Origin of the sequence: Desulfosporosinus metallidurans (assembly GCF_001936615.1) — a bacterium.
In the GTDB taxonomy this organism is placed as follows: Bacteria; Bacillota; Desulfitobacteriia; order Desulfitobacteriales; family Desulfitobacteriaceae; genus Desulfosporosinus; species Desulfosporosinus metallidurans.
Genome location: NZ_MLBF01000003.1, coordinates 209,185 through 234,543, shown reverse-complemented (window position 1 = coordinate 234,543; position 25,359 = coordinate 209,185). Strand labels below are relative to the sequence as shown.

The following is a 25,359-nucleotide window of genomic DNA, read 5'->3' as shown; positions in this document are numbered from 1 at the left end:
CGCTCGTTTTGGTATTAGTTTTCAGCATCTATTGAGGTAGTTTGAGGGTCTTCCTTGTTATATCAATAGGGTTGGGCAGTTCACAGACCCCAAATATCTTCGTAATTACTTCAGTCAGATAGAACTTTTCGATTCGAAATGAATGCCGATAGCCAAAGTGTTGACTGTCGCTGGGGAAAGTTCATGGTGACTTGAGATGTGGGAAGATAAATCGTTATGAAACAAAATTCTCCTGTATTAATTCATGCAATTGGAGATTTTCTGATGTCAAAGTATGAAGAGAAAAGTAAAATGGATGAAAGTAGCCGAAGCTATTATATCTGTAACGTGGGTTATACTCTCGTAATGCTAGTATATTCAACCAATTTGTTATTTTTAAGAAAGCGAGTTGTTATTTATGAAAATTGAAGTTCCAGTTAATTCAACATATCATGAAGTTAATAATGAAAGAGCTAGAGAATGGGAAAAACAACAAAGCGATAAGTATAAAGAGTATAGAAATAAATGGACTGTAAATCCAAAAAACTTTATTGTTGATGATGCGCCCTTGCATTTGGACATAGAACCGACGAATGCATGCAACTTGAAGTGCCCGATGTGTCCTAGAACAGTACTGCTGAATGATGAAAACAAGAACTCTGACTTTCATATAGGAAGTATGGATATGAATACCTTTAAGAAGATAATCGATGAAGCTGTCGATATTGGCGTCTATTCTGTTAAATTAAACTGGTTAGGAGAACCACTAGTACACTCTAATATTGTCGACATGGTAGCTTATGCCAAGGGAAAGGGTATTATAGATGTTATGTTTAATACCAACGCAGTGCTATTAACTGAAGATATTTCTAGAAGGCTTATAGAGGCTGGATTAGATAAGATCTTTTTTTCTTTCGATTCACCACTAAAAGAAAAATATGAACAGATAAGAATAGGAGCTAACTTTGAAGATACATTAAATAATATTATTAGATTTACTAAAATTAGAACTGAAATGGGGAAAGCTCACCCATTGACCAGAGTTTCAATGGTACTAATGGAAAACAATAAGGAGGAGTATGATAAATATGTAGAGATTTTCCGAAATATTGTTGACATAGTTGCTTACGTTGAATATCGAGAACCTGTCGGTAACGAAACTAATGAAACGAAACTTTATGAACAGGGATTTGCTTGTAGCCAACTTTGGCAGAGAATGTTTATCGCTTGGGATGGTGAAGTAATACCTTGTTGCGTTGATAGCCAGAGGGAATTAGTTATGGGTAATATTCATAAGGATACCATTAAAGACATTTGGAATAACGAAGTTTATTCTAATATAAGAAAATTGCATAAGGACGGAATGCTCTACGAATTAGATCTTTGTAGAAAGTGTGCATTACCAATGAAAAGCCAGGATGGAACAATATAATGTTGAATTTACGCTGTCTGGAATTCAGGTAGTTCTAGCTGAAAAATCACATTGATTCAGACCTCTTACTAAGGATTCTGTAAAAATCGTTAAGATTAACGTAGACCAAGAGCCTGATTTTATGGATTACTCCGGCTATAACAGAGAAGAGAAGGCTAACAGGTTAGTTGAAAGTGTTTGTTCGGATAATCCCAAAAGACCTAAGTGTAATGAATACGTATTGGAGTAGGAGTAAGAGATGAACTTAATAATACTCGATCAAGTAGTAACTTTTAAAAATGAAATAACCTCAGTCAAAATTATTATGGAAACTATTAATCAAATTCTACAGACCCATAATTGCTTAGTAAGTCATTTTTTGGTAGACGGACAAGAAGTTATAGATGATTATGAGGATTATCTAAATGACCGTATTGCTAGCCTTAATATAATAGAGGTTGTAGTTCTGACGAAGAAACAGTGGCTTGATGAGATGCTTATTACAGCTATAAGTTACCTTAACCGTAATATTCCAGCGGTTCAAGTGTTAATTGATGATTTTTATAGAGGGCCTTCGAGCGAAACATGGTTAGAATTAAATAATCTTTTGGAAGCGATACAATGGTTGGCTCAATTGGTGCATGAAATAGAGAATAATGTAACTTTTTATCAGAGCTGGGATGACATGTTGTCGCTGTCGTTTAATTTTAGAGAATTGATACAAGGTCTTAGTGAAGGTGTTATAAACTCGGATACTGTTTCGATCGCGGATGCGTTAAACTACGAGATACTTCCCTTATTCGAAACTCTAACAAAGACTATTCAAAAGACTATTGATGCAGAGGTAACAAGAAATGATCTTAATTGATAATATAAACCTTTTAAGGGACAAGTTTCCGGTGACTTGGAGCCATATAGATAATCTCAATGTTTCTCCAATAAGCGCTTCAAAGGTAATTGACACTAAAAGCGGAATGCCCACTTTAGCTTTTGAAGAAAAGGGTAGAACATTATATATCCACAGTAAGTATGATCCAGTCCAAGAAGCGGAAAGGTTTGTTTCACAGTTTAATGATGTGGAGAATTATAGTCATGTTATGTTTTACGGTGTAGGTTTGGGCTACCATATCGAAACTTTTATGCAAAGGTATCCTAACTTACTTTTTTCAATTTATGAACCTAATCAAGATATCTTCGCACAGTTTATGGCGAATAAACCACTAGCGTCTTTGCCAATAAATCAACTTAAAGAAATTTTTCTTGAGTATTCTGAGGTTGATACGGAAACAAATTTAAACCTTTTCCTTAAACAAGTAGTCAATCAACGAGTTTTGCTTATTACTCTGCCGAGCTATAAGACAGCGTTTAAGGATAAATACAACCATTTTTCAGAACTCTTCCTGAAGTTAATTGTGAATCTAAGATCAGAAATGAACACAAATGTTTCCTTTGAAAAGCGCTGGATTGTTAATAGCCTTCTTAATTTGCCAGAGGTACTTAAGACGCCAAATATTCTACATGATTTTGATAAGAACAAGTTTAATAATAAACCAGCAGTGTTAGTGGCGGCGGGCCCATCTCTTCAAGAAAATATCGAGGAAGTCCGTTTTATTAAAGAAAAAAGCTTAGCCTATGTTTTTTCAGTAGGTAATGCTATTAAGGTTCTTTTGAATCATGAGATATATCCTGATCTAGCATGTACTTACGACCCAACAAAGAAAAATAGTCAAACTTTCGAAAAACTAGTGCAAGAGGGTATAACGACAATTCCTCTGATTTTTGGTAGCAGTGTAGGTTTTGAAACACTTGTTTCTTATCCAGGGCCCAAAATCCATATGATCACTACTCAAGATACAATGGCATCATACTTTTTAAGATTTGCGGATCATAGTCCCTTGGAATGTGTTCAAGATGCACCTTCAATTGCAGTTGTAACATTGGAGTTACTTTGTAAATTAGGGTTTAATCCTATAATCTTTGTTGGACAGAACCTTGCTTTTAAAAACGAGAAATACTATGCAGAAGGTGCGCTGATAAATAATAACCTCGGCGTAATGTCTGAGGAACAGACACAGCAGTCTGTTGAGATCGAAGATGTTTATGGACATAAGATTTTGACTAATCTGCTGTTTGAATCCATGAGAACAGGTATCGAGGGCGTTATTGCTCGGTATCCTGGGACCCAATTTGTAAATACCACTAAGGGTGGAGCAAAGATTAATGGCACATCGTTTAAACTGCTCGAAGAAGTTCTTGAGAACATGATGCCGGACATCGTCAAAGAGGACTGGTCGAAAGCCAGTAACGATTATGACCAAGAATACTTAAATGGTCGGATGTTAACTATGGAAAATGAGTTAAACAGCTTAATGAAGTGTATGGAATCTATGATAGATACTTTGCGGAGGCTGGATCTTCTGATAAAGGACAGAAACACACAGAACATAGAAAGGTTTTTCCCTGTATTTGATAGGGAATTTACTAAAATTAGAAATAATAAGTTTTATCAGACGTTTATACTACCAATGAATCGCGTTCAAAATGACTTAACTATAAAAACAATTCAAGATGTTCGCTTTGAACGTGAACAAATTATTAAAGGGGAAAAAGTTTTAAAGGCTATGGGAAGTTATATTTATGAATGCAAGAAAGATTTAGAACAAGTCGTTGTTGCGGCATGGAAACATGTTGCTACGCAATTAAATACGACAAATAAGTTGTAAAAAGGGAATTAGCAACTGGATCTTGGAGTTTCAACCTTTCACAAAGTACTACCTTCCTGTCCATCCTTCCCCCTATGGGATATCATCACAACAAAGGAGGTCAGTATATGTCTAAAAGAATATTGGTCACCGGTGCCGATGGCTTTATAGGTAGCCATCTAGTAGAACAACTTATAAAAAAAGGTAAAAAAGTAAAGGCCTTTGTTTACTATAATTCATTTAATAGCTGGGGATGGCTTGATACGTTCCCAAAAGAGTTGTTGGATGAAATTGAAATATTTGCTGGGGATATCCGTGATCCCAACGGCGTTAGAGCAGCAATGAAAGAGGTAGATGAGGTTTTCCATCTTGCGGCTTTAATAGCAATTCCATTTAGCTATCACTCGCCTGATTCGTATGTTGATACAAATATTAAAGGTACACTGAATGTGCTCCAGGCAGCAAGAGATTGGGGAACAAATAGAGTCCTCGTAACCTCTACTTCAGAGGTCTATGGCACGGCACAGTATGTTCCCATCGATGAGTTGCACCCGTTCCAAGGGCAATCACCTTATTCAGCGACTAAAATAGGGGCTGACAGACTTGCAGAGAGCTTTTATCGTAGCTTTGAAATGCCCATTACCATTGTACGTCCGTTTAACACCTATGGACCGCGTCAATCCGCTCGGGCAGTGATTCCAACCGTTATTACTCAGCTTTTATCGGGAATGACGGAAATAAAGCTGGGCTCGCTTACTCCAACTCGAGATTTTAATTATGTAAAAGATACCGCTCAGGGCTTTATTGAAATTGCCCGGTCGGATAAAACAATAGGGCAGGAGATTAATATAGCATCCCAGCAAGAGATCTCAATCGGTCAACTTGCACAGGAATTAATTGATCAGATTAACCCTCAAGCAAGGATAATTTGTGACGAGCAAAGACTGCGTCCGGAAAAAAGCGAGATAAACAGGCTATTAGGCTCAAATGAAAAAATTAAAGAACTTACAGGCTGGGAGCCCGAGTACAGTTTAAAAGAGGGGCTGGCCGAGACTATTGTGTTTCTTAAGGAGAATTTAAGCCGATATAAAGCAGATATTTATAACCTGTAATAAATGTAGGAAGTGATCCTTTGGATAAGTTCATACCTTTATCAGTTCCCAACCTAAAGGGCAACGAGCTGAAATATGTAACTGATGCAGTAGAAACCGAATGGGTGTCTACTGGCGGGGCATACATTGACAGATATGAAGCAGAATTTGCTAATTATGTAAACGCAGGAACGGCCGTTGCCTGTCAAAGTGGAACCGCGGGCTTACATTTAGCATTAATTCTATCAGGTGTGGAAAAATATCATGAGGTAATAGTGCCAACGCTAACATTTATAGCTGCTGTAAATCCAGTGAAATATTTAAACGCCTATCCTGTTTTTATGGATTGTGATGATTCTATGTGCATGGATATGGCTAAATTGAAGGAGTTTTGTAAGACAGAGTGTACTTTAATAGACAATAAACTAATTAATAATTCATCTGGAAGACATATAAAAGCAGTGGTTGTTGTGCATGTTTTTGGCAACATGGTAGATATGCCAGCTGTTATGGATATCGCTAAGGAATATAACCTCAAAGTCATTGAGGATGCTACAGAGGCATTAGGAACCTACTACCTAGATGGTAGATATAAGGGTAAATATGCTGGGACAATTGCCGATATAGGAGTGTATTCCTTCAATGGCAATAAAATTATTACTACTGGTGGCGGGGGAATGATGGTCTCTAGTGATACAGGCATTATGAAAAGAGCCAAATATCTGTCTACACAGGCCAAGGACGATGCCGTCGATTTTATACATAATGAGGTTGGCTATAATTATAGAATGACCAACCTGCAGGCAGCATTAGGGGTCGCACAACTGGAACAGCTTGAGCACTTTATTTCTATAAAGAAAGAAAACTATAGTATATACAAAAGTAGGATAAATGATGACATTAACGGTTTGAGGATGTTGGGCTTCCGAGACGATATAAGGCCAAATTATTGGTTTTATTCCGTCTATATAGTAAATACTGAAAAATACTCCCGCAAGAAGATAATTGAAAGCTTGGCGAACGATCATATACAAACCCGCCCTATATGGGGACTTATTCATGAACAAAAACCATATATGCATGCCCAAACTTATAAGATTGAGAGGGCATTTGACTATTATAACAGGGTAGTCAATCTTCCCTGTAGTAGCAATTTATCCGCTGACGATGTGTATAAGGTAATTGAAAAGATAAGTGCTATTTCATAAAAGAGGGGGTGGGGCTATTGGATATAGAGACATTGTTTATTGCTGAAGAGCGAAGTGTACTGGAAGCGATGAAACAGATAGAGGCAACAGGTAGGCAAATGCTGATGGTTGCTGAAAACAATACATTGAAAGCAATTATTACTGACGGAGACGTTAGAAGGCATTTGTTGCGCGGAGGAAAGTTAGGGGACAAAGTAAAAGATATTGCCAATTATAATCCGCGGTTTATATATGAAAAAGATAAGGATCATTATCGAGAAATAATGAAGAAATGGTCAATATTATCGTTGCCGATTGTCAATGAAAAGCACGAAATACAATCCATTGTTTTTGTGCATGATTACGAGATTGGGCGTAACCATTCTATCATTGCACCTGTCGTAATAATGGCAGGTGGATTAGGGACGAGGCTTCATCCTTATACAAAGATATTACCGAAGCCACTCATCCCCATTGGAGAAATCCCCATCACGGAGCATATAATTAATCATTTTATGGAGTATCATTGCAATGAGTTTCATTTGATTGTCAATCATAAAAAAAATATGATAAAGGCTTACTTTAACGAAACGGAAAAAGATTATAAACTAGAATTCCATGATGAGAGCATGCCTTTAGGCACGGGTGGAGGGCTTAGCCTACTTAAGGGGAAGGTGGGGAATACCTTCTTTCTTACTAATTGTGATGTACTAATTAGAGCCAATTATAAGGAAATCTATGACTTTCATAAACAAAATGGAAACATGATTACGATTGTTGCAGCATATAAACATTTCACGATTCCATACGGAATAATAAATTTAGACAGCAACGGTGAAATAGATACAATGTTAGAAAAACCCGAATACTCTTTTTTGACCAATACTGGCTTTTATGTTGTGGAACCCGATGTTGTAGATAGGCTTGAGGATGATAAGGCAGTAGGCTTCCCTGATATAATTGAGCAGCATAAAATTTTGGGCGAAAAGATAGGCGTTTTCCCAGTGAGCGAAAAATGCTGGCTCGATATGGGACAGATGGAAGAGTTGGAGGTAATGAGGAAAGAATTGGGGGTGTGAGTCTATGAATAAAATTGTTCTCGTAGGTGCAGGTGGACATGCCCTCAGTGTCATAGATAGCATCCAATCAAATGGGAAATACGAAATCGTTGGAATAACTGACGCGGGCGCTGTTGTCGGTGAGAAGGTATTAGGCTATGAAGTTATAGGTAATGATGCCATATTAACGTCAGTATTTGATAACGGAGTTGAGTATGCTTTTGTTACAGTTGGAAGTATAGGCAACACTTCGTTGAGAGAAAAACTGTTTTATATGCTTAAGAGTAAAGGATTTTGCTTACCTGCGATAATCGATAATTCTTCAAAGATCGGAAGTAATGTATGGCTTGGCGAGGGTATTTACGTAGGAAAGAATACGGTAGTTAATGCAAAGAGTACTATCGGAGATATGGCGATTATAAATACTGGTGCTATTATCGAACATGGTTGTTGTATTGATAATTTTACACACATAGGGCCTGGCGCAGTTATCTGCGGTGACGTTAAAATAGGCGCTGGTACCCATGTAGGCGCAAATGCAACGGTTATTCAAGGTGTAACTATTGGAGACAACAGCTTAATAGGAGCTGGAAGTAATGTTGTCCATGATGTGACAAGCAAGGTCATTGCTTATGGTAATCCGTGTAAAGTGGTGAGAACTATTGAGTGACATTTTTATTATAGCCGAGGCTGGAGTAAACCATAATGGCGATATCAAACTAGCTAAAAAATTGATAGATGCCGCAAAAAATGCAGGTGTAGATGCAGTCAAATTTCAAACTTTTAAAGCAGAGAGTCTTGTGTCAAGAGTGGCGCAAAAAGCTGATTATCAAAAGCAAGCTACTGAGACGGGCGAAAGTCAGCTGGAAATGGTCAAGAAACTTGAGCTATCTTTTTGCGATTTCAGGGAACTCAAAAATTATTGTGACGAAAAGGAGATATCATTTCTCTCGACCCCCTTTGATTTCGAGAGCATAGATTTTTTAGAAAGTCTTGAAATGCCTATATACAAAGTGCCATCAGGAGAGATAACTAACCTGCCGTACCTGATAAAAATTGCAAACACTGGTAAGCCGGTGATAATGTCAACGGGGATGAGTGATTTAGATGAGGTGGGGTTGGCATTAGATGTGCTTCGGGATAATGGTGCAGGGTTGATAACGCTGTTACACTGCAATACACAGTACCCTACTCCTTTTGAGGATGCCAACATCATGGCAATGCTAACCTTGAAAGAACGTTTCGGTGTTGCAGTTGGTTATTCAGATCATACATTAGGGATTGAAGCTCCCATTGCGGCTATAGCGCTAGGAGCTTCAGTGATTGAAAAGCACTTTACGCTTGATAAAAGTTTAGAGGGCCCAGATCATAAGGCGAGCCTTAATCCGCAGGAACTCAAAGCTATGGTGACAGCTATCAGGAATATTGAAATTGCTTTAGGGGATGGTATAAAACGACCATCAGTATCCGAAATACCGAATAAAGAAGTAGCTCGCAAAAGCATTGTCGCCAAACGAAATATAGTTAAAGATGAAATCTTTACTGAAGATAATATAACGGTCAAGCGTCCCGGGAATGGGATTTCTCCTATGAAATGGTTTGAAGTACTAGGGACGAAGGCAGAACGTGATTTTTGCGAGGATGAGTTGATAGAGTTATGAAAAAAACAATTTGTATAGTGACTGGCTCACGAGCTGAGTATGGTCTATTAAGGTCTATTATAAAGCAAGTTATTGCTACTAATAGTTTTGAGGTAAGAATAGTGGCAACGGGTATGCACTTATCTGAAGATTTTGGTCTTACTTATAAGGAGATAGAATCAGATGGCATTTTTATAGATGCTAAAATTGATGTATTGCAAAATGATGATTCAAATAAGGCTATGTCCAAGGCCATTGGGATTGGAGTTATAGGGTTTGCAGAGTATTTTGATAGAAACCAACCTGATATGGTAATCGTGTTAGGGGACCGTTTTGAAATATTTTCTGCAGTTATTGCTGCTTCAGTTGCTTGTATACCAATTGCTCATCTTTATGGTGGAGAAACAACAGAGGGGGCGATTGATGAGTTTTTTCGTCACTCAATAAGCAAAATGAGCTATTTGCACTTTACTTCGACCGAGCAATATAGGCAGCGTGTTATAAATATGGGGGAAACACCGGATCGGGTATTCAATGTTGGAGCAATTGGTGTGGAAAATATTTTGAGTATGCCTCTTTTGACCAAAGATGAGTTGGCACGAAGCATAAGCTTTGATTTGAATCGGCCATATGCCCTTGTGACATTTCATCCGGTAACATTGGAAAAAGATACTTCGACAAAACAAATTGAAGAGATTCTATCAGCTCTTGATGAGACCAACGGGTTGAATTACATTTTTACAAAAGTGAATGCTGATGCAAATGGTCGGGCAATAAATAACAAAATAGGCGCCTATTGCGAGGAAAAAGAAAATGCGATTGCTTTTACTTCGATGGGCGTTTTACGATACCTTTCTGCAATGAAATATTGTGAAATGGTCATTGGCAATTCTTCCAGCGGAATCATGGAAACCCCAAGTTTCAAAAAACCTACTATCAATATAGGAGACAGGCAAAAAGGCAGGATTTGTGCAAAATCTGTCATATCTTGTGAACCGGAAAAGCACGCTATAATCAAGAGTATTGATAAGGCAAGGTCGCAGCAGTTTTTGCAAGAAATTGCTAATCAGATAAGTCCCTATGGCGATGGGAAAACTTCTAAAAAAATTGTAGCTGTCATTAAGGATTTTCTGGATAATGACAAGATAAACCTTAAAAAGAGCTTTTACGATGTGAGGGAATAATGCTATGTTCAATGATCATCGAATAATTGCAATAATACCTGCGCGTAGCGGATCTAAGGGCTTACCTGACAAGAATATACGCATTCTTAATGGGAAGCCTTTGATTGCTTATAGTATAGTTCAGGCCCAGGAGGCGGGTATTTTCGATGAAATATTCCTTTCAACAGATTCCCAAGAATATGCGAATATTGCAGTGCAATATGGGGCAAATGTTCCATTTTTAAGATCAGATAAGCTGGCTACAGATACAGCTTCGACATGGGATTGTGTCAAGGAAGCACTTGACCAATATTATACAATCGGCAAGAAATTTGATATCTTTGTTCTTTTGCAACCGACGTCGCCTCTAAGAACATCTCAGGATATTGTCGCAGCAGTCGAAACATTAATGTTAAGGAATGCGGATGCTGTTGTTTCAGTTAGTGAGGCTGATCATTCTCCCTTGTGGTACAATGTATTGCCAGAAAGTAAATCGCTCAATGGATTTCTGCGTCAGGAAGCTTTAAACAAAAACAGACAGGAATTGCCGACATACTACAGGATTAACGGAGCTGTTTATGTCGTGAAAACAGAGTGTTTTTTGCGATCACAAAATATATATGATTACAACTCTTTTGCTTACATAATGCCAAGGGAAAATTCAGTTGATATAGATACCATGCTTGATTTTTCTATTGCGGAGTACCTCCTTATGCAAAGGGATAAAATGAAAATAAAGCAAAGGAAAAATAAGAAATATTTTATAAAATAGGATGTGTGAGGATCTATTTACTAGAAAATAGGCAAAAAATCTAGAGTTTTAGAAAGAAACAAGGTAATACGGGGTTTTTATATATAGCTAAATCTTCGATAACTAGTGTGTAAGAAGTTCTCCACTTGCCGGCAGGTGGACTGAACGAAAAAACGTTTCACATGGATGTGAGACGAATAAAAACATGGAGGAATATATTATGTCGAGTATCAACACTAATATGGGGAGCATTAATGCTCAATCCAACCTTGCAGCCACTCAAAAAGCAGTTCAGAATTCTTTGTCTAAACTTTCCTCAGGTTATCGTATCACCAAAGCAGCTGACGATGCTGCTGGTCTCGCGATTTCTGAAAAAATGCGGGGACAAATCAGTGGCTTGAAACAAGCATCCAGCAATGCACAAAGCGCAATCTCTTTGATTCAAACTGGTGAAGGTGGCTTGAGTGAAACTCAAAGTATTCTTCAACGTATGCGTGAGCTCGCAGTTCAGTCAGCGTCTGATACCAATACAGCAGATGATCGTAAGAAAATCCAATCTGAAGTAGATCAACTAGGCAAGGAAATCACGCGTATCTCCAACACTACAGAATTCAATACCCAGAACCTCTTAGCTGGTGGATTAAAAAACACGTTCCAAATCGGTGCCAATAAAGACCAAAACATCACGTTAAGTGTTGGAGCTATGGACGCTCAATCGCTCGGAGTAGCTGGCGACTCCGTTTTATACGGTCTAGGCACTGCTACTACAGGTGTTTCAGCCATCACTGCAGCGGGTCATGATTTGGTAGCGGGCGATAAAATTTCTACTCTGGCTGAAGTTGCGGCTACGAAATCAAGTGGTATTATAGCTACAACAGCTACTAAAAGCAATGGTTCTGCTGGAGCTTTAACTGGAACAACTGCAGGAGCTTATAACGGTGCTAGTGATGCAACTTTGACCGTAAGAGTTGACTCGATTGTTACTACTGGTAGCGTTGGCTCCGGAAATCTAAAGCAAACAGTATCGGCGGCTTCTGTATCGACTGACGGCGGTAATAGCTATACAAAAGTTGCTGTCACCGGTTCTGGTGCTTTTTCTTACGCGGGAATGAATTTAGCAATTGCAGCTACTACAAATACAACGGGTGGCGGTAATGCGGTAGGAGATACACAATCTTTCAAAGTTACAGCTGAGTATAAAAAGTTGCAGTTAACTAACAGTTCAGGTACAGCTATCGGAGGAATCGTTAACGTTTACAATAACATGACCAGTGCGGTTATCGGTCAAGGAGACCATACTGCTTCAGTTACGTTTAATTTTACTGGACTTGATAGTGCTGGCGGAAAGAGCGATGCTATTACTAAAACCTCAACGGCATCCACTGCAGCTCAGCTGTCGGCTGATGGAACTGTTTCAAGTAATGCTATCACCCAAAAGGGAATTAACGTTTCTACGCAAACAGATGCCAATCTTGCCATTAAAGCTATCGATCAAGCTATTAACACGGTTTCCCAAGAACGTTCCAAGCTTGGTGCGATGCAAAACCGTTTAGAGCATACGATTGCAAACCTTGGTACCTCTTCTGAAAACCTCACTTCAGCCGAATCCAACATCCGTGATGTTGACATGGCTGCGGAAATGTCGAAGTTCACCAAGAACCAAGTTCTTGCTCAAGCAGGCGTCGCTATGTTGGCTCAAGCGAACCAAGCTCCTCAAACTATTCTCAAACTCTTACAATAATCGCTTATCTAAGAGGGCTTTGGAGCCGGCTGGCGCACTGCCGGTCGGCTTCTCTTGTATCGATTCTTATTAGCTTGATGTGGCATGTAAGTAGGAGGGCTAGGCCATGCTCAATCCAATTCAACCAAATTCTCAGTCCACCACGATCCCATTGGATGCTTTTCCTGGACAAAAGCTGGAACGTTCTCAAGAAGCTCCTCGTCCGGTGGTCGATCGTAAGCAAGAAATTCCCTCTGCACGTGAAGAGATTCCACGCGAAAAAGTAGAAAAGGCCACGGAAAAGCTCAATCGGCTGATGGGAATCATTGATAAGCGTTTAGAGTTTAGTGTCCATGAAAAATCTCATCGTGTTATGGTTAAGATTATTGATCAAGTAACCGGAGAAGTACTGGACGAAATACCGCCGAAAAGGGTTCTGGATATGATGAATTCATTCAGTCAAATGGTCGGCTTGATGGTCGATAAACGAGTCTAAAAGGGGGCTAAACTATGTCCGTCAGCTCATCAACCTCAACAAATGTATCTAATGCTTTGTCTGGGATCTCTGGGTATGATTTTTCTGGAATTGTGGATAGTCTCGTTGCAGCATACAAACTTCCGGAAAACCAGATGGTAACTAAGCAAACTACGATTCAAACACAAAAGGACGCATGGCGAGACGTCAACACGCGGATGTCTGCTTTGGAAGCTACCCTCACAGGTTTATCTGATTCTACGACTTGGACGGCAACACAGGCCTCATCGAGTAATACGAATCTCCTAAGTGCCACTACGGGGATTAATGCCGTACAAGGGGTTTATAATATTAAGGTCATAAATACTGCGCAAGCGCAATCAGTTACAAGTGCACTTCAAAATGTTAGCAGTGCGACTGCGGCAACTACGCTTGCAGCAGGAAGTTTTACCATAACGACAGGTGGAGTCGCCAAAACGGTAACAGTTGCGGCGGGAGACAGCCTACAAACTATTGCTGATTCGATCAATAATGCCAAGGCTGGGGTGAGTGCGACGGTCGTTCAGGTGACTGGGGGATATCAGCTAGCTATCACGGCGAGGCAAACCGGTACAGCGAATGCTGCAAGTTTTGCGAATGTCACTGGCACGGTTTTGACAGACTTGGGGATTCTCAATGGGTCCAATACATTGAATGTAAGTCAAGTAGCTAAAGATGCGTTGCTTACGATTAATGGGATTCAGAATATCACGAGTGCGACAAATACGGTTACTTCCGCTATTCCTGGTGTGACCTTAAATATCAATGGTGCGGATAATGGCGCATCAACCATAACCTTGAATGTCACTGCTGACAATTCAACCGCTCAAACAAAGATTAAGGCCTTTGTCGATCAATATAATTCCACGATGGATTTTATAGCAACAAAACTTAGTTATAACAGCACTACCAAAGTGGCGGGAGATCTGTTCGGAGACCAAACGTTGCAAGGGATTCAAGAACGCTTAAGAGGCATGGTTTCTGGCACGTTAAATAATCCTACAGGACCCTATTTAACACTAAGTTCCATAGGGATTAGTACATCTGCTCAAAACTATGGCAAAGATGCCACCCTGAGTTTTGATACGAGCAAATTTGCAACCGCTATGGCTGCTAACCCTCAAAGTGTAGCGAACCTTTTTGGAGCCGCTGCAGGAGGAGTTGCCCCCTCTTCAGATACCGCCAACACTCAAGGGCTGGCGAATATCTTGGAAAATTACCTCCATCCCATGGTGATGTATGGCGGGACCTTTGCAACTCAACAGACAGGCTATGATACTCAGTTAACGGAGTTAAAAACACAAATTGCTGATTTCGAAACACGTGCAACAGCCTATCAGGCACAACAAAAATTGAAATTTGCAAATCTAGAAACTGCTTTGTCTGCCTTGAATAGCCAAGGTGCTTCACTTACTAGTGCGATTGCTTCTTTAACTTCACAAACTAGCACCAAATAGGGAGGAGTGTGCCAATGTTAAACTCAATACCGAATGCAACTGCTTATGCCAATTATAAACAAGCTTCTGTTGAAACGGCTACACCAGAAAAACTCTTGCTCATGCTTTTTGATGGTGGGATTAGATTCCTGAATCAGGGAAAAATTGCAATTGAAAGGAAAGATTATTCATCAGCACATAAAAATCTTGTTAAAGTTCAAGATATCCTGTTTGAACTGATGGTGACGTTAGATATGGAAAAGGGTGGCGAAATTGCCTCTAATCTTTATAAATTATATGACTTTTACCGCAATGAGGTTATAAAGGCCAATATCAATAAAGATGCAGAGCTTTTGAAGCCCGTTTTAGAGTTTTTACGGCTGTATCGTGATATGTGGGCAGAAGCAGCTCGAACGGTTCGTATAGGTGCAAAATAATGTATAATATTGGAGTTCAAAAGGTTTGTGAACATTATAAGGACATATTAATAGGATATTGTGAATTACTCCATTCTACCCAATCCTTTGAACTAGGGATTAAGCAAGGTTTTCAGGTTGAGGATGTAATGGAGTTCGTAAAAGAGCGGGAACTGCGTATTGTCGCTTTAAACCAAAAAGAAGCCGAGAGTATTAACTTACGAGCGGTTGTGTGTCAAGCATTAGGGTTAAGTGAGTTTACACTGATTAACCTTAGTACCAAAATCTCTGAGGATTCATTGAAGGCACTTAGTGAAGTGATTGGTGAAAGCAAAAGAATTATAGAAGAGATTCAGGAGATCGATAATCGGCTAAGTCAAACTATGCAAATGGAACTGGAAGCTACAAAGCTAGAACTTCATCGATTTCAAAGCGCAAATCGCCTTCACCACGCTTATCAAACCGAAAATGCACGTGAAGCACGTTTCATAGATAAAAAAAATAAACCTTCTTCGTCAGAAAATAACAGGTTGCTCCAAGCATCCTGTTATTTTTTTGCCCAAAGGTCCTATGAAATTCTTAGAATCAACTATATACGACGTTACAACTTGATGCTAGTATTAGAAAATAAGTGAATATAGATGTTTAGGGGTTTTCTTTGGAGGAATTCTAAAATATATGGCGAATTAATTTTACTTTGAGGCAATATATATGTCGATTTTTAGAAAATGCTACATAAGGGTACTTTTTGCGAGACAAGTTATGTATGCGTATCGTTAAGTCAATGACTTACAAAGCTATATCAAATAGAGGTCTTAAGAAAAAGATAGGGGTGGCAAGGTATGAGCCAGGATGATGGTAAAAATCAGGAGGTCGATCTGGGGGAGTTCTTGGAGTTTTATCTGTTGGATTCCCAAGAACAGATAGAAAAGCTCGGGGCAGGACTCTTACAACTGGAGAAAGAGGGAGGAAATATCGGACTCATCAACGATCTTTTCCGTTCGGCTCACAGTTTGAAGGGAGCTTCGGGAACAATGGGGTTTACACCTATTGTAGCTCTGACCCATGCTGCAGAAGATTTATTGGATCGCTTGCGGCAGGGTAAAATGGAAGTTTCTCTAGAAATGATTGACATTTTATTAGCAGTAACTGACAAGGTTAAAGTAATGCTGGCTCAAGTGGAGCAGCGTCTGGAGATCACCATTGACTACGAAGATGTTGTCTCTTCCATGAAAGGGTTATTAAATGGGGAAAAACCTGCTGCATTTGTGAGCACGCTGCCTGAAAAGGGAAACGAAGAAGAAGCGCTGGAAGATTTTGTCCCTTTAGACTTTTCTCTATCAGAGTCTGAATATGAAAAAGTGAACAATGCTCATATTATGGGGTACGGTGTCTATCAAGTAGATGTAAAACTTGCGCCAAATACGATTATGAAGGCGGTTCGTGCGGTCATGGCGACCCAGCGGCTTGAGGGAATGGGCACAGTCATCAAACTTAGTCCGAGTGTTGAAGACCTTGAAGACGGAAATGCAGAGGGTTTTCATTTACTCGTACTCTGTGATGAACCCATCGCAGAGATGCGGAGGGAATTATTAGAGATTTCTGAGTTGATGGATGTCGTTATTCACCCCTATCCGGAGAGCGACGGGGTAACTGAAGAAACGGCAGAGAATGTGGCCGTGGTTACTGAATCATCTGCTTTAATCCCTGATTTAATACCGAATATGGAAACTGTCGTACCCCCTGCCATGTCTTTGTCCAACCCCAAAAAATCAGATAAACCAAAGGGGATAGCTGTTAATTCTACAGCTCCATCGGCTGAAGTTTCTAGTGGGGAAGCTAATACTCAAGTACATACGATCCGGGTGGATACGGCTCGGATGGATAATCTCATTAACCTCGTAGGAGAAATGGTCATTACTCGGACCCGCTTAGTGCAAATTGGGCTAGATCTTAAAACCCAGTACAGTACGGATAATATGGTTAATAATTTAAACGAGGCCAATGTTTATTTGGGTCGTTTAATGAATGATCTTCAAGAGAGTGTCATGCGCCTGCGCATGGTAGCGATTGGGACTGTGTTTAGTAGGTTCCCTCGTTTGGTTCGTGATCTTGCCAAGAAGACCGGGAAAGAGATAGAACTTGTCCAAAAGGGTGAAGACACTGAACTGGACAAGACGGTTGTTGAAGTGATTGGGGATCCATTAATGCACCTCATCCGGAATTCGGTGGATCACGGGATCGAATCTCCGGAAGAACGCCGCGCGGCAGGTAAACCGGAACATGGCACGATTACGCTGGATGCCTATCATGAAGGTAATCATATTGCTATTCTGATCTCCGATGACGGGGCAGGTTTAGATCTCGATAAAATTCGGAAGATTGCGGTTTCCAAGGGCTTGGTGGGAGAGAGAGAGGAACTCACAGAACGTGATATCTCTAATCTCATCTTTCTGCCCGGGTTTAGCACGGCAGATCAGGTAACAGATATTTCTGGTCGGGGTGTTGGAATGGATGTTGTGAAAAAGGCCCTCAATAATCTTGGGGGTATGGTTGATATCACGACCAACAAAGGTAAGGGGACCACCTTTACGATCCGCTTGCCCTTGACCTTAGCCATTATTCAGGCTCTTCTCGTTGAAGTTGGGGAAGAAATTTATGCGGTACCTCTCTCCTCTGTCTTGGAGACCCTTCTGGTCAATCGGACGGACATTAAAACAGTGGGCGGGTTGCCGATGGTTCAACTTCGCGGAAACACGTTGCCTTTAATTTCATTACAAGAAAAATTTGGTCTTCCATCTCCGGAGACGGCTAGTAGCGAAGTCTTCGTGGTTGTGGTTGGCTTTGGGGATAAAGCCCTAGGGCTTATCGTGGATGAACTGCGAGGCCAACAAGAAGTTGTAATTAAATCGCTGGGCGATTTTCTCAATAACCTCCCGGGCATTGCTGGCGCCACGATTCTCGGGGATGGCAAAGTCACCTTAATTCTCGATATCGGCTCTCTAATTCAAGACGTTCTAGTCATGCGCAAAAACTAAAAGATTAGTCCTGTACGAAAAACTTAAGAAAAATTATAACTTCGACAAAAGGGAGGATTTATAAACAATGGCAGAAGAACAATTGGTAACCTTTAGTCTAGGGACTGAAGAATTTGGGGTGGATATTATGCGGGTTCAGGAGATCATCCGTATTCCACCAATTACCCGTGTGCCTAAAGCCCCGAGCTATGTTGAGGGTGTTATTAATTTGCGCGGCAATGTGATTCCGGTCATCAGTTTGCGTAGCCGTTTTGGAATGACTCGCGTCGACGAAACTGATCTTAGCCGGATTATTGTTTTACAAGTTCAAACGAAAGTCTTTGGGATTCGTGTCGATGCAGTCACAGAAGTGTTGCGTTTAGACAGTGAAGCTATCGAGCCGCCACCGCAGGTTGCGTTAGGTATGGATTCCCAATTCATACGTGGAGTAGGGAAAATAGGAGAACGATTACTGATTCTCTTGGATTTGACTCACATCATGGGTGGAGAGATAAGCCATGAATTTAGCTCCTAAAAACCCAATCGGAGTTCTGATCGTGGATGATTCCCCTTTTATGCGCTTAACCCTGCAAAAAATCCTCTCTCAGGACCCTGACATTAAAGTCTTAGATGTCGCGCGTGATGGGCGGGAAGGGATTCATAAACTCCGCATCCATCGTCCCCAAGTTGTGACGATGGATGTTGAAATGCCAGTCATGGACGGACTTCAGGCGTTGGAAGAGATTATGCGTTGGCAGCCGACCCCGGTAATCATCTTAAGTGCAGTAACGACGGAAGGGGCACAAGCCACCTTAAAGGCTCTTGATCTAGGGGCTTTTGATGTGGTGGCAAAACCCTCAGGAAGACCGGGTGCCGATCTGCAGGTGCTTTCTCGCGATTTAGTGGAGAAGGTGAAGGCAGCAGCGGGTGTCAATCCAGAGCGCCTCAGTCGCAATACATCCGGAGCATTGAGTACTAGTGTTCAAACGAGTGGAACAAAGGTGGTTGCATCGTCTGGAGCACCTTCGGCGGTAGGTTCTTCGGTAGGTTCAGTAGGACAAGCTTCGCGTATCTCAGGCACAAACAAAGGGGGCTTAACTCCTAAGCATGCGGTTGAAATAGTGGCCATCGGTACGTCTACAGGGGGGCCATCTGCGTTACAAGCAGTGCTACCGATTCTTCCTAATAATTTTCCCGTTCCGGTGCTTGTCGCGCAACATATGCCTCCTGGATTCACAGGGCCGCTTGCCCAGCGCTTAAATGGGATCTGTCCGCTAAATGTTAGGGAAGGGATACACGGTGAAGTGTTGAAGGCGGGAACCGTGTATGTAGCTCCTGCTGGTAAACAGCTTCAAGTTCAGCGCAAAGCCGGGCAGTTGGCCCTTCAGATTGGGGATGAAGCTCCTATCACCACGCTCTATCATCCTTCTGTGGATGTCATGTTTCTTTCTTTGGCGAAGGAGATTGGCAAAGGGGTCCTTGGGGTGGTTATGACCGGAATGGGAAACGATGGGACGCGTGGGATGAAGGAAATTAAGAGGGTAGAAGGGTTTGGGATCACCGAGGCGGAGGAAACCTGCGTGGTCTATGGGATGCCGAGGTCCGTGGTGGAGGCTGGTTTAGCTGACAGAGTTGTACCGCTCGGAGAAATTGGAAGTTCGATTGTGGAGTGTGTAATGAGGAGGGGATAAACTCAATGAGTCTTTTTGGAGCGATTGATACTAGCGCTTCTGGTTTGACGGCCCAGCGTTTACGCATGGATCTCATTGGCAACAACATTGCCAACATTAACACAACGCGCACGGGAGAGCTGACCCCGGGAGGGAACCCTGTACCTTACAGCAGGCAAGTCGCTGTGTTCGTTCCACGTCCCCCCGAAACCCCCTTTTCCAGTATTTTAGGGGAAACCCTAGGGGACCGAAATGTTGGAAATGGGGTACAAGTGGCGAGTATTGAACGTGACACGCAAGCACCCTTTCGCTTAGACTATAACCCGGATTCACCGGATGCAGCCAAAGTGGCTGAGCCGGGCTTACCAGTGGGGTATGTGCGGCAACCGAATGTGAGTATTGTGACGGAAATGGTGGATATGATTTCCGCATCTCGTGCGTATGAAGCGAATGTGACGGCTCTTAATGCTAGTAAGTCAATGGCAGCCAAAGCCTTAGAGATTGGAAAGGGGTAATGACTAAATGAGTATTCAGCCTATAGTGCCTATTATGCCCCTCGGTCCAATGAGTCCGACGCCGAATGTCACTTCCGGCGATGGGGCTAATAAGGCGGGGACGGATTTTGCTAAGTTTTTATCGGATGCCTTAAGTCAAGTTAATGCTTTGCAAAAAAATGCGGATGTTGCCAGCTTAGGATTGGCTAGTGGTCAGGTACAAGATCTTTCGACCGTGATGGTTGCGTTAGAGAAAGCAAGCTTGTCGATGTCCCTAACCGTTTCAGTGCGTGATAAAGTGTTAGATGCATACAATCAAGTCATGCGCATGCAAATGTAAAGAGTCAGGGTGTTAAATACATATACGTTTGGAGTTGCACTTTTTGAGGGGTATGAGTTATGGGGAAGGTTTACTTTTAATGAAAGGAGGAGCGAAGGATGGATTTTTCTTGGGCGGGAATTCAACAATCGGTAAAGACCTTTTGGAGCAAGCTTTCTAGCCCACAGAAAATAATTACGGTAATTGCTCCTCTTTTGGTGGCAATTGCGATGGTTTACCTGATCACTTGGGCGGGTCGCCCCCAATATGTTGCGATCTTTACGAAACTCGGGGACACAGAGGCAGGGGCCATAACGACGAAACTCAAAGATTTGAAAGCGGATTATCAGTTGGCGGATAACGGGTCAACCATTATGGTCCCACAACAGTCAGCTGCGGATATTCGTTTACAGCTTGCCAATGCTGGGCTTCCTCAACAAAGTAAATTCAGTTTTGATAGTCTCAATACAATGCATTTGGGAGAAACGGATGCTGACCGCAAATTACGTTATGTTCTCGGATTGCAGAATGAATTAGAAAATACTTTAAAGACATTAACTGGTGTGCAAGATGCTCGCGTTCATATTGTGATGCCTGAACCGTCACTCTTTGTCGATGCCCAAAAAGCTGCGACAGCGGCGGTAACCGTGAAACTCATTCCGGGAACAAAACTGGGTGACGATCAGGTACGGGCGATCGCTAATCTGATGGCAGGATCAGTCGAAGGACTGCAACCGGAGAATGTGACGATTGTGGATACCAGTGGAAATGTTTTATCAGATGTGATAGGCAAGAGCAAGGACCTCCAACATCTCACGGGAAGCCAATATCAACTGCAACAAGCCGTCGAAGAGAACACTCGAAAATCCGTTCAGAGTATGTTAGATCAAGTGTTGGGCTCGGGGAAATCGGTCGTGAGAATTAATGCGGCCTTGGACTTCGATCAAATAAAAATTACGAAACAAACCAATGGACCTGGAGCCGTGGTAAGTGAACAAAAATCCAATGAAACGACTACAAACGGTTCGGCGACCGGAGGAACACCGGGAGTGACTGCCAATGGGGTACCTACGTATCCTGCCGCGACATCAGGTGTAACTTCCTCCTCCACGAAGGGCAGTACGACCACTAACTATCAAGTTGATACAACGCAACAAGAACAAGTGGTGAGCCCTGGCGCCGTTAAACATCTTTCGGTGTCTGTAATGGCGGATGCGGATACTGTTACCCAGGCTCAGCTTGATCAGATTAAGACGATCGTGGGTTCTGCCGCAGGTGTGGATCAAACTCGAGGGGATCAAATTCAAGTTGCGGCAATTCCATTTAATAAAACAGATCTACAGCAAGAAAAACTTGCGATGGAAAATGCGCAGAAACGGCAACAACTTGTCACCTACGCCGAAATTGGAGCTGCAGTGTTGTTGGGTCTCGTGTTTTTCCTCGTGTATCTTCGCTCGCGTTCGAAGAAAGCACGTGCGGAAAAGATGCTGGGGTTAAACGGTTCCCAGCCTGTAACCCTCGCTTCGGCTGAACTTCTCATGGCGCAACAGTTGGCTGAAGAAGAGGCAAAATTTCAACTCGCTCAAAAAAATACGAAAACAGTCGAACAACTACAGAAACAAAAGACGAAAGAAGCCGTCGATACCTATTCACGCAATAATCCAGATGAAGTCGCTCGTCTGATGAAAACTTGGCTATCGGAGGAGAGTTAGATGGAGAAGACTTTAAGCGGAATTCAGAAAGCTGCAATTCTCATGATTTCCCTGGGCACGGAGAATTCCGCTCAAGTGGTTAAACACCTCAGCGATGCCGAAATCGAACAGTTGACCTTAGAGATGGCCAATGTCGGTAAAGTCTCGACAGAACAGCGGGATTATGTCGTGGAAGAATTTCACCAGATGTGTATTGCTAATGACTATATTTCTCAGGGTGGCATTGAGTACGCCCGGGAAGTCTTGGAAAGGGCTCTCGGAGAAACTCGGGCCTTTGACATCATCAGTCGCTTATCGACATCGTTAAAAATGCGGCCGTTTGATCTTGTGCGCAGGACGGATCCTAAACAACTCTTTTCCTTTATCCAAGGGGAACACCCACAGACGATTGCACTTATAATGACCCATCTTGCTGCGGATAAAGCAGCGACTTTGCTAGCTAGTCTCCCCCCAGAACGACAGGCAGATGTGGCCAAGCGCATAGCGACTATGGGGCGAACGAGCCCGGAAGTGCTCAAAGAGATAGAGAAAGTCTTGGAACGCAAAATTTCGAGTTTGGCCCCGACGGATTATACAACCTCGGGTGGGATCCAAAGCATTGTTGATGTTCTCAACCGGACGGATCCAGGAACACTTAAAGTGGTTATGGATTCCTTGGAGATAGATGATCCTGAGTTGGCAGAGCAGATCAAGCGTCAGATGTTTGTCTTCGAGGACATTGTCATGCTGGACGACCGTGGAATTCAATTGGTCTTGCGCGAAGTGGAAACCAAGGATTTGGGACTGGCCCTGAAGGGATCCAATCCCGAAGTTGCGCAAAAAATTCAGGCCAATATGTCGTCAAGAGCTGCTCAGATGCTCAAAGACGATATGGAGTTTATGGGTCCCGTTCGGTTGCGTGATGTCGAAGAGGCCCAACAGCGTATTGTTAAGGTGATAAGGAAACTCGAAGAAAGTGGCGCGGTTGTCATTTCTAGGGGGGGTAGCGATGAAATCATTTATTAAGGGACGAGTCGTCAAGAACTACGATGTGGAGATATCCACCCCCCGGATGGTGGAATGGAATGAGGGATTTCAAGAGTTGGGCCCATGTTTGACCGTGCTTACGGTTGACGAAGAGGAGGCGCAACAAAATCCGGCTCACCCTTCTTGGCTGGACACTTCTGAGCTTGAAGCAGAGGCGGAACGGAAAGCTGAGCTGATCCTTGCTGACGCAGAAGCTCGTGCCCAAGAAATCCTTGCCCAGGCTCAGACTGATCTAGACAGTTTGCGTCAGGAGGTTAGAGAGACTACGCGGGCTGAAGTATATCCCACAGCACAGGCGGAAGGATATCAAGCAGGGTATGAGGTTGGAGAAGCAGAGGGAAGACGCATAACTGAAAATGCTCAGCAGCTTTTTCAGCTGGCTCAGAGGGCGGTTCAAGAGGAATATTCTAAAGTCGATGAGGATTTACTTCATCTAGCCATAAAAATTGCCGAACGCTTAGTGCGTTCAAGCTTGGCCTTTGAACCTCAGCGATTGGTGGGAATTATTCAAGCATTAGCACTTTTACCCCAAGAACGCTCGGACTGGAGGCTTCACGTCTCCTCTGAGGATGCTCTTTGGCTGGAAAAACTCCCAGCAGGAACACAGCCTCCTTGTCCTTGGATTATAGATGAGTCACTCAATTCAGGAGATTGTTTCTTAGAGTGTCAAGAAGGGGTTTTTGATGCTCGGCTCGAAGCTCAGTTAGAGAAATTAGAACTCACTTTACGAGAGGAGCTCGAACATGGCGGCTTGGAATCAATTAATTCCGACAGTGGAACAGATTAATCCCATTTCCGCTCAGGGCCGGGTCTCCAAGATCGTTGGTTTGATGGTTGAGGCAGACGGTCCGCGAGCTAGTGTTGGAGAATACTGTCATATTATGACACGTGGCGGAAATGAACTCCCGGCCGAAGTGGTCGGTTTCCGAGATTCAACGACCCTTCTCATGCCGCTGGGAGAACTGGAAGGGATTGCTCCAGGAGACCGTGTGATTCCTCAGCGTCAAAAGCTGACCGTGCCTGTGGGTCCGGGATTACTCGGGCGGATCCTTGACGGACTAGGGAATCCCATGGATAGTCGTCCACTTCTGACAGAAACTGTGTACCCTCTGCAAAACAAACCACCTAATGCCTTATTGCGCCCTCGAATTCAGGATGCGCTCAGTGTTGGAGTGAGAACCATCGATGGGATTCTCACGATTGGGCGGGGCCAACGGATGGGAATCTTCGCGGGTTCTGGAGTTGGCAAGAGCACGTTGCTGGGCATGATGGCCAGAAACACCGTAGCGGAGGTTAATGTCATTGCCTTAGTGGGGGAACGGGGTCGGGAATTGCGCGACTTTATAGAAAAGGATTTGGGACCTGAAGGATTAGCACGTTCGGTAATCATTGTAGCGACGTCAGATCAACCTGCACTTGTTCGTTTGAAGGCGGCTTTTACGGCGACAGCCATTGCGGAATATTTTCGTGACCAGGGTAAAAATGTACTTCTGATGATGGACTCTGTGACACGCTTTGCCATGGCCCAGCGAGAAGTGGGGTTGACGGTTGGTGAACCACCGGCGACCCGGGGATATCCGCCCTCCGTCTTTGCCCTTTTGCCCAAGCTTTTAGAACGCTCGGGCATGGCGGAGACTGGGAGTATAACTGGAATCTACACGGTGCTGGTGGACGGGGACGATCATAATGAGCCAATCGCGGATTCGGTTCGTGGAATTCTCGATGGGCACATTGTCTTGACTCGGGAACTGGCTATGCAAAATGCTTTTCCGGCTATTGATATTTTGCAATCGGTTAGTCGGGTCATGGATGATGTCATTAGTCCTGAACACAAGGGCTTGGCTGGGCAAGTGCGCGAATATTTAGCAATATACCGCGATGCTAAAGATTTGATAGATATCGGGGCGTATACACCGGGAAGCAATCCGAAGATTGATGCTGCCTTGGCGCATATGGATCGTATTCAGACGTTCACGCGGCAAGGGGTGGGCGAACATGCCGGATTTGAAGAGATGATTCAACAAATGCAGGGGATTTTTACGGGAGTATAAAT

Annotated in this window: 24 protein-coding genes; all 24 read left to right on the top strand. The window is 42.6% G+C overall.

What is annotated here, in order from left to right:
• Positions 1 to 397: 397 nt before the first annotated feature.
• The 24 genes from DSOL_RS03855 to fliI all read left to right on the top strand — a co-directional run bounded on the left by DSOL_RS03855 (position 398) and on the right by fliI (position 25,357).
• Positions 398 to 1,411, top strand: a complete 1,014-nt coding sequence (locus tag DSOL_RS03855; protein WP_075363564.1) for a radical SAM/SPASM domain-containing protein — start codon at positions 398 to 400, stop codon at positions 1,409 to 1,411.
• 238 nt (positions 1,412 to 1,649) lie between these two features.
• Positions 1,650 to 2,258, top strand: coding sequence for a hypothetical protein (locus DSOL_RS03850; protein ID WP_075363563.1), 609 nt, complete (start codon positions 1,650 to 1,652; stop codon positions 2,256 to 2,258).
• The gene (locus DSOL_RS03845) at positions 2,245 to 4,113 is read left to right on the top strand and encodes a motility associated factor glycosyltransferase family protein (protein ID WP_075363562.1); all 1,869 of its coding nucleotides are present in this window, start codon (positions 2,245 to 2,247) and stop codon (positions 4,111 to 4,113) included. The genes DSOL_RS03850 and DSOL_RS03845 overlap by 14 nt, the downstream gene beginning before the upstream one ends.
• 107 nt (positions 4,114 to 4,220) lie before the next feature.
• A complete protein-coding gene (locus tag DSOL_RS03840; protein ID WP_075363561.1) occupies positions 4,221 to 5,204 on the top strand; it encodes an NAD-dependent 4,6-dehydratase LegB in 984 nt (327 codons plus the stop codon).
• A gap of 20 nt (positions 5,205 to 5,224) precedes the next feature.
• On the top strand, positions 5,225 to 6,391 hold the full coding sequence (locus DSOL_RS03835) for a LegC family aminotransferase (protein WP_075363560.1): 1,167 nt from the start codon (positions 5,225 to 5,227) through the stop codon (positions 6,389 to 6,391).
• An 8-nt stretch (positions 6,392 to 6,399) separates the two neighbouring features.
• The gene (locus DSOL_RS03830; protein ID WP_345788357.1) at positions 6,400 to 7,449 is read left to right on the top strand and encodes a sugar phosphate nucleotidyltransferase; all 1,050 of its coding nucleotides are present in this window, start codon (positions 6,400 to 6,402) and stop codon (positions 7,447 to 7,449) included.
• A 4-nt stretch (positions 7,450 to 7,453) separates the two neighbouring features.
• Positions 7,454 to 8,098 (top strand): acetyltransferase, encoded by a 645-nt coding sequence (locus DSOL_RS03825; RefSeq protein WP_075363558.1) that lies wholly within the window; start codon positions 7,454 to 7,456, stop codon positions 8,096 to 8,098.
• The gene (gene neuB / locus DSOL_RS03820) at positions 8,091 to 9,089 is read left to right on the top strand and encodes an N-acetylneuraminate synthase (protein ID WP_075363557.1); all 999 of its coding nucleotides are present in this window, start codon (positions 8,091 to 8,093) and stop codon (positions 9,087 to 9,089) included. Before DSOL_RS03825 ends, neuB begins: the two co-directional genes overlap by 8 nt.
• Entirely contained in the window at positions 9,086 to 10,252 is a 1,167-nt protein-coding gene (gene neuC, locus DSOL_RS03815; RefSeq protein ID WP_075363556.1) for a UDP-N-acetylglucosamine 2-epimerase, read from the top strand. The genes neuB and neuC overlap by 4 nt, the downstream gene beginning before the upstream one ends.
• A 4-nt stretch (positions 10,253 to 10,256) precedes the next feature.
• Positions 10,257 to 11,003, top strand: a complete 747-nt coding sequence (locus DSOL_RS03810) for an acylneuraminate cytidylyltransferase family protein (RefSeq protein WP_075363555.1) — start codon at positions 10,257 to 10,259, stop codon at positions 11,001 to 11,003.
• Positions 11,004 to 11,202: 199 nt separating this feature from the next.
• Complete coding sequence (locus DSOL_RS29435) at positions 11,203 to 12,723, top strand: flagellin N-terminal helical domain-containing protein (protein WP_075363554.1); 1,521 nt, start codon at positions 11,203 to 11,205, stop codon at positions 12,721 to 12,723.
• A gap of 106 nt (positions 12,724 to 12,829) precedes the next feature.
• Positions 12,830 to 13,198: a flagellar protein FlaG gene (locus tag DSOL_RS03800; protein ID WP_075363553.1), complete on the top strand. Its 369-nt coding sequence runs from the start codon at positions 12,830 to 12,832 to the stop codon at positions 13,196 to 13,198.
• Between the two features lie 14 nt (positions 13,199 to 13,212).
• Complete coding sequence (fliD, locus tag DSOL_RS03795) at positions 13,213 to 14,673, top strand: flagellar filament capping protein FliD (RefSeq protein ID WP_075363552.1); 1,461 nt, start codon at positions 13,213 to 13,215, stop codon at positions 14,671 to 14,673.
• Between the two features lie 14 nt (positions 14,674 to 14,687).
• Positions 14,688 to 15,089 carry a flagellar export chaperone FliS gene (fliS, locus tag DSOL_RS03790; RefSeq protein WP_075363551.1) on the top strand — a complete coding sequence of 134 codons (402 nt, stop codon included), beginning with the start codon at positions 14,688 to 14,690 and terminating at the stop codon, positions 15,087 to 15,089.
• Positions 15,089 to 15,703, top strand: a complete 615-nt coding sequence (locus DSOL_RS03785) for a hypothetical protein (protein WP_075363550.1) — start codon at positions 15,089 to 15,091, stop codon at positions 15,701 to 15,703. The genes fliS and DSOL_RS03785 overlap by 1 nt, the downstream gene beginning before the upstream one ends.
• Positions 15,704 to 15,910: 207 nt before the next feature.
• Entirely contained in the window at positions 15,911 to 18,106 is a 2,196-nt protein-coding gene (locus DSOL_RS03780; RefSeq protein WP_075363549.1) for a chemotaxis protein CheA, read from the top strand.
• Between the two features lie 67 nt (positions 18,107 to 18,173).
• Positions 18,174 to 18,620, top strand: a complete 447-nt coding sequence (locus DSOL_RS03775) for a chemotaxis protein CheW (protein WP_075363548.1) — start codon at positions 18,174 to 18,176, stop codon at positions 18,618 to 18,620.
• Positions 18,604 to 19,776 carry a protein-glutamate methylesterase/protein-glutamine glutaminase gene (locus tag DSOL_RS03770; protein ID WP_075363547.1) on the top strand — a complete coding sequence of 391 codons (1,173 nt, stop codon included), beginning with the start codon at positions 18,604 to 18,606 and terminating at the stop codon, positions 19,774 to 19,776. The genes DSOL_RS03775 and DSOL_RS03770 overlap by 17 nt, the downstream gene beginning before the upstream one ends.
• A 5-nt stretch (positions 19,777 to 19,781) precedes the next feature.
• Positions 19,782 to 20,270: a flagellar basal body rod protein FlgC gene (flgC, locus tag DSOL_RS03765; protein ID WP_075363546.1), complete on the top strand. Its 489-nt coding sequence runs from the start codon at positions 19,782 to 19,784 to the stop codon at positions 20,268 to 20,270.
• A gap of 7 nt (positions 20,271 to 20,277) precedes the next feature.
• Positions 20,278 to 20,589, top strand: a complete 312-nt coding sequence (fliE, locus tag DSOL_RS03760; protein WP_075363545.1) for a flagellar hook-basal body complex protein FliE — start codon at positions 20,278 to 20,280, stop codon at positions 20,587 to 20,589.
• A gap of 98 nt (positions 20,590 to 20,687) precedes the next feature.
• Positions 20,688 to 22,280, top strand: coding sequence for a flagellar basal-body MS-ring/collar protein FliF (gene fliF / locus DSOL_RS03755; protein WP_075363544.1), 1,593 nt, complete (start codon positions 20,688 to 20,690; stop codon positions 22,278 to 22,280).
• The gene (gene fliG, locus DSOL_RS03750; protein ID WP_075363543.1) at positions 22,281 to 23,285 is read left to right on the top strand and encodes a flagellar motor switch protein FliG; all 1,005 of its coding nucleotides are present in this window, start codon (positions 22,281 to 22,283) and stop codon (positions 23,283 to 23,285) included.
• Complete coding sequence (locus DSOL_RS03745) at positions 23,269 to 24,093, top strand: FliH/SctL family protein (protein WP_075363542.1); 825 nt, start codon at positions 23,269 to 23,271, stop codon at positions 24,091 to 24,093. The genes fliG and DSOL_RS03745 overlap by 17 nt, the downstream gene beginning before the upstream one ends.
• Positions 24,050 to 25,357: a flagellar protein export ATPase FliI gene (gene fliI / locus DSOL_RS03740; protein WP_075363541.1), complete on the top strand. Its 1,308-nt coding sequence runs from the start codon at positions 24,050 to 24,052 to the stop codon at positions 25,355 to 25,357. The genes DSOL_RS03745 and fliI overlap by 44 nt, the downstream gene beginning before the upstream one ends.
• Positions 25,358 to 25,359: the final 2 nt, after the last annotated feature.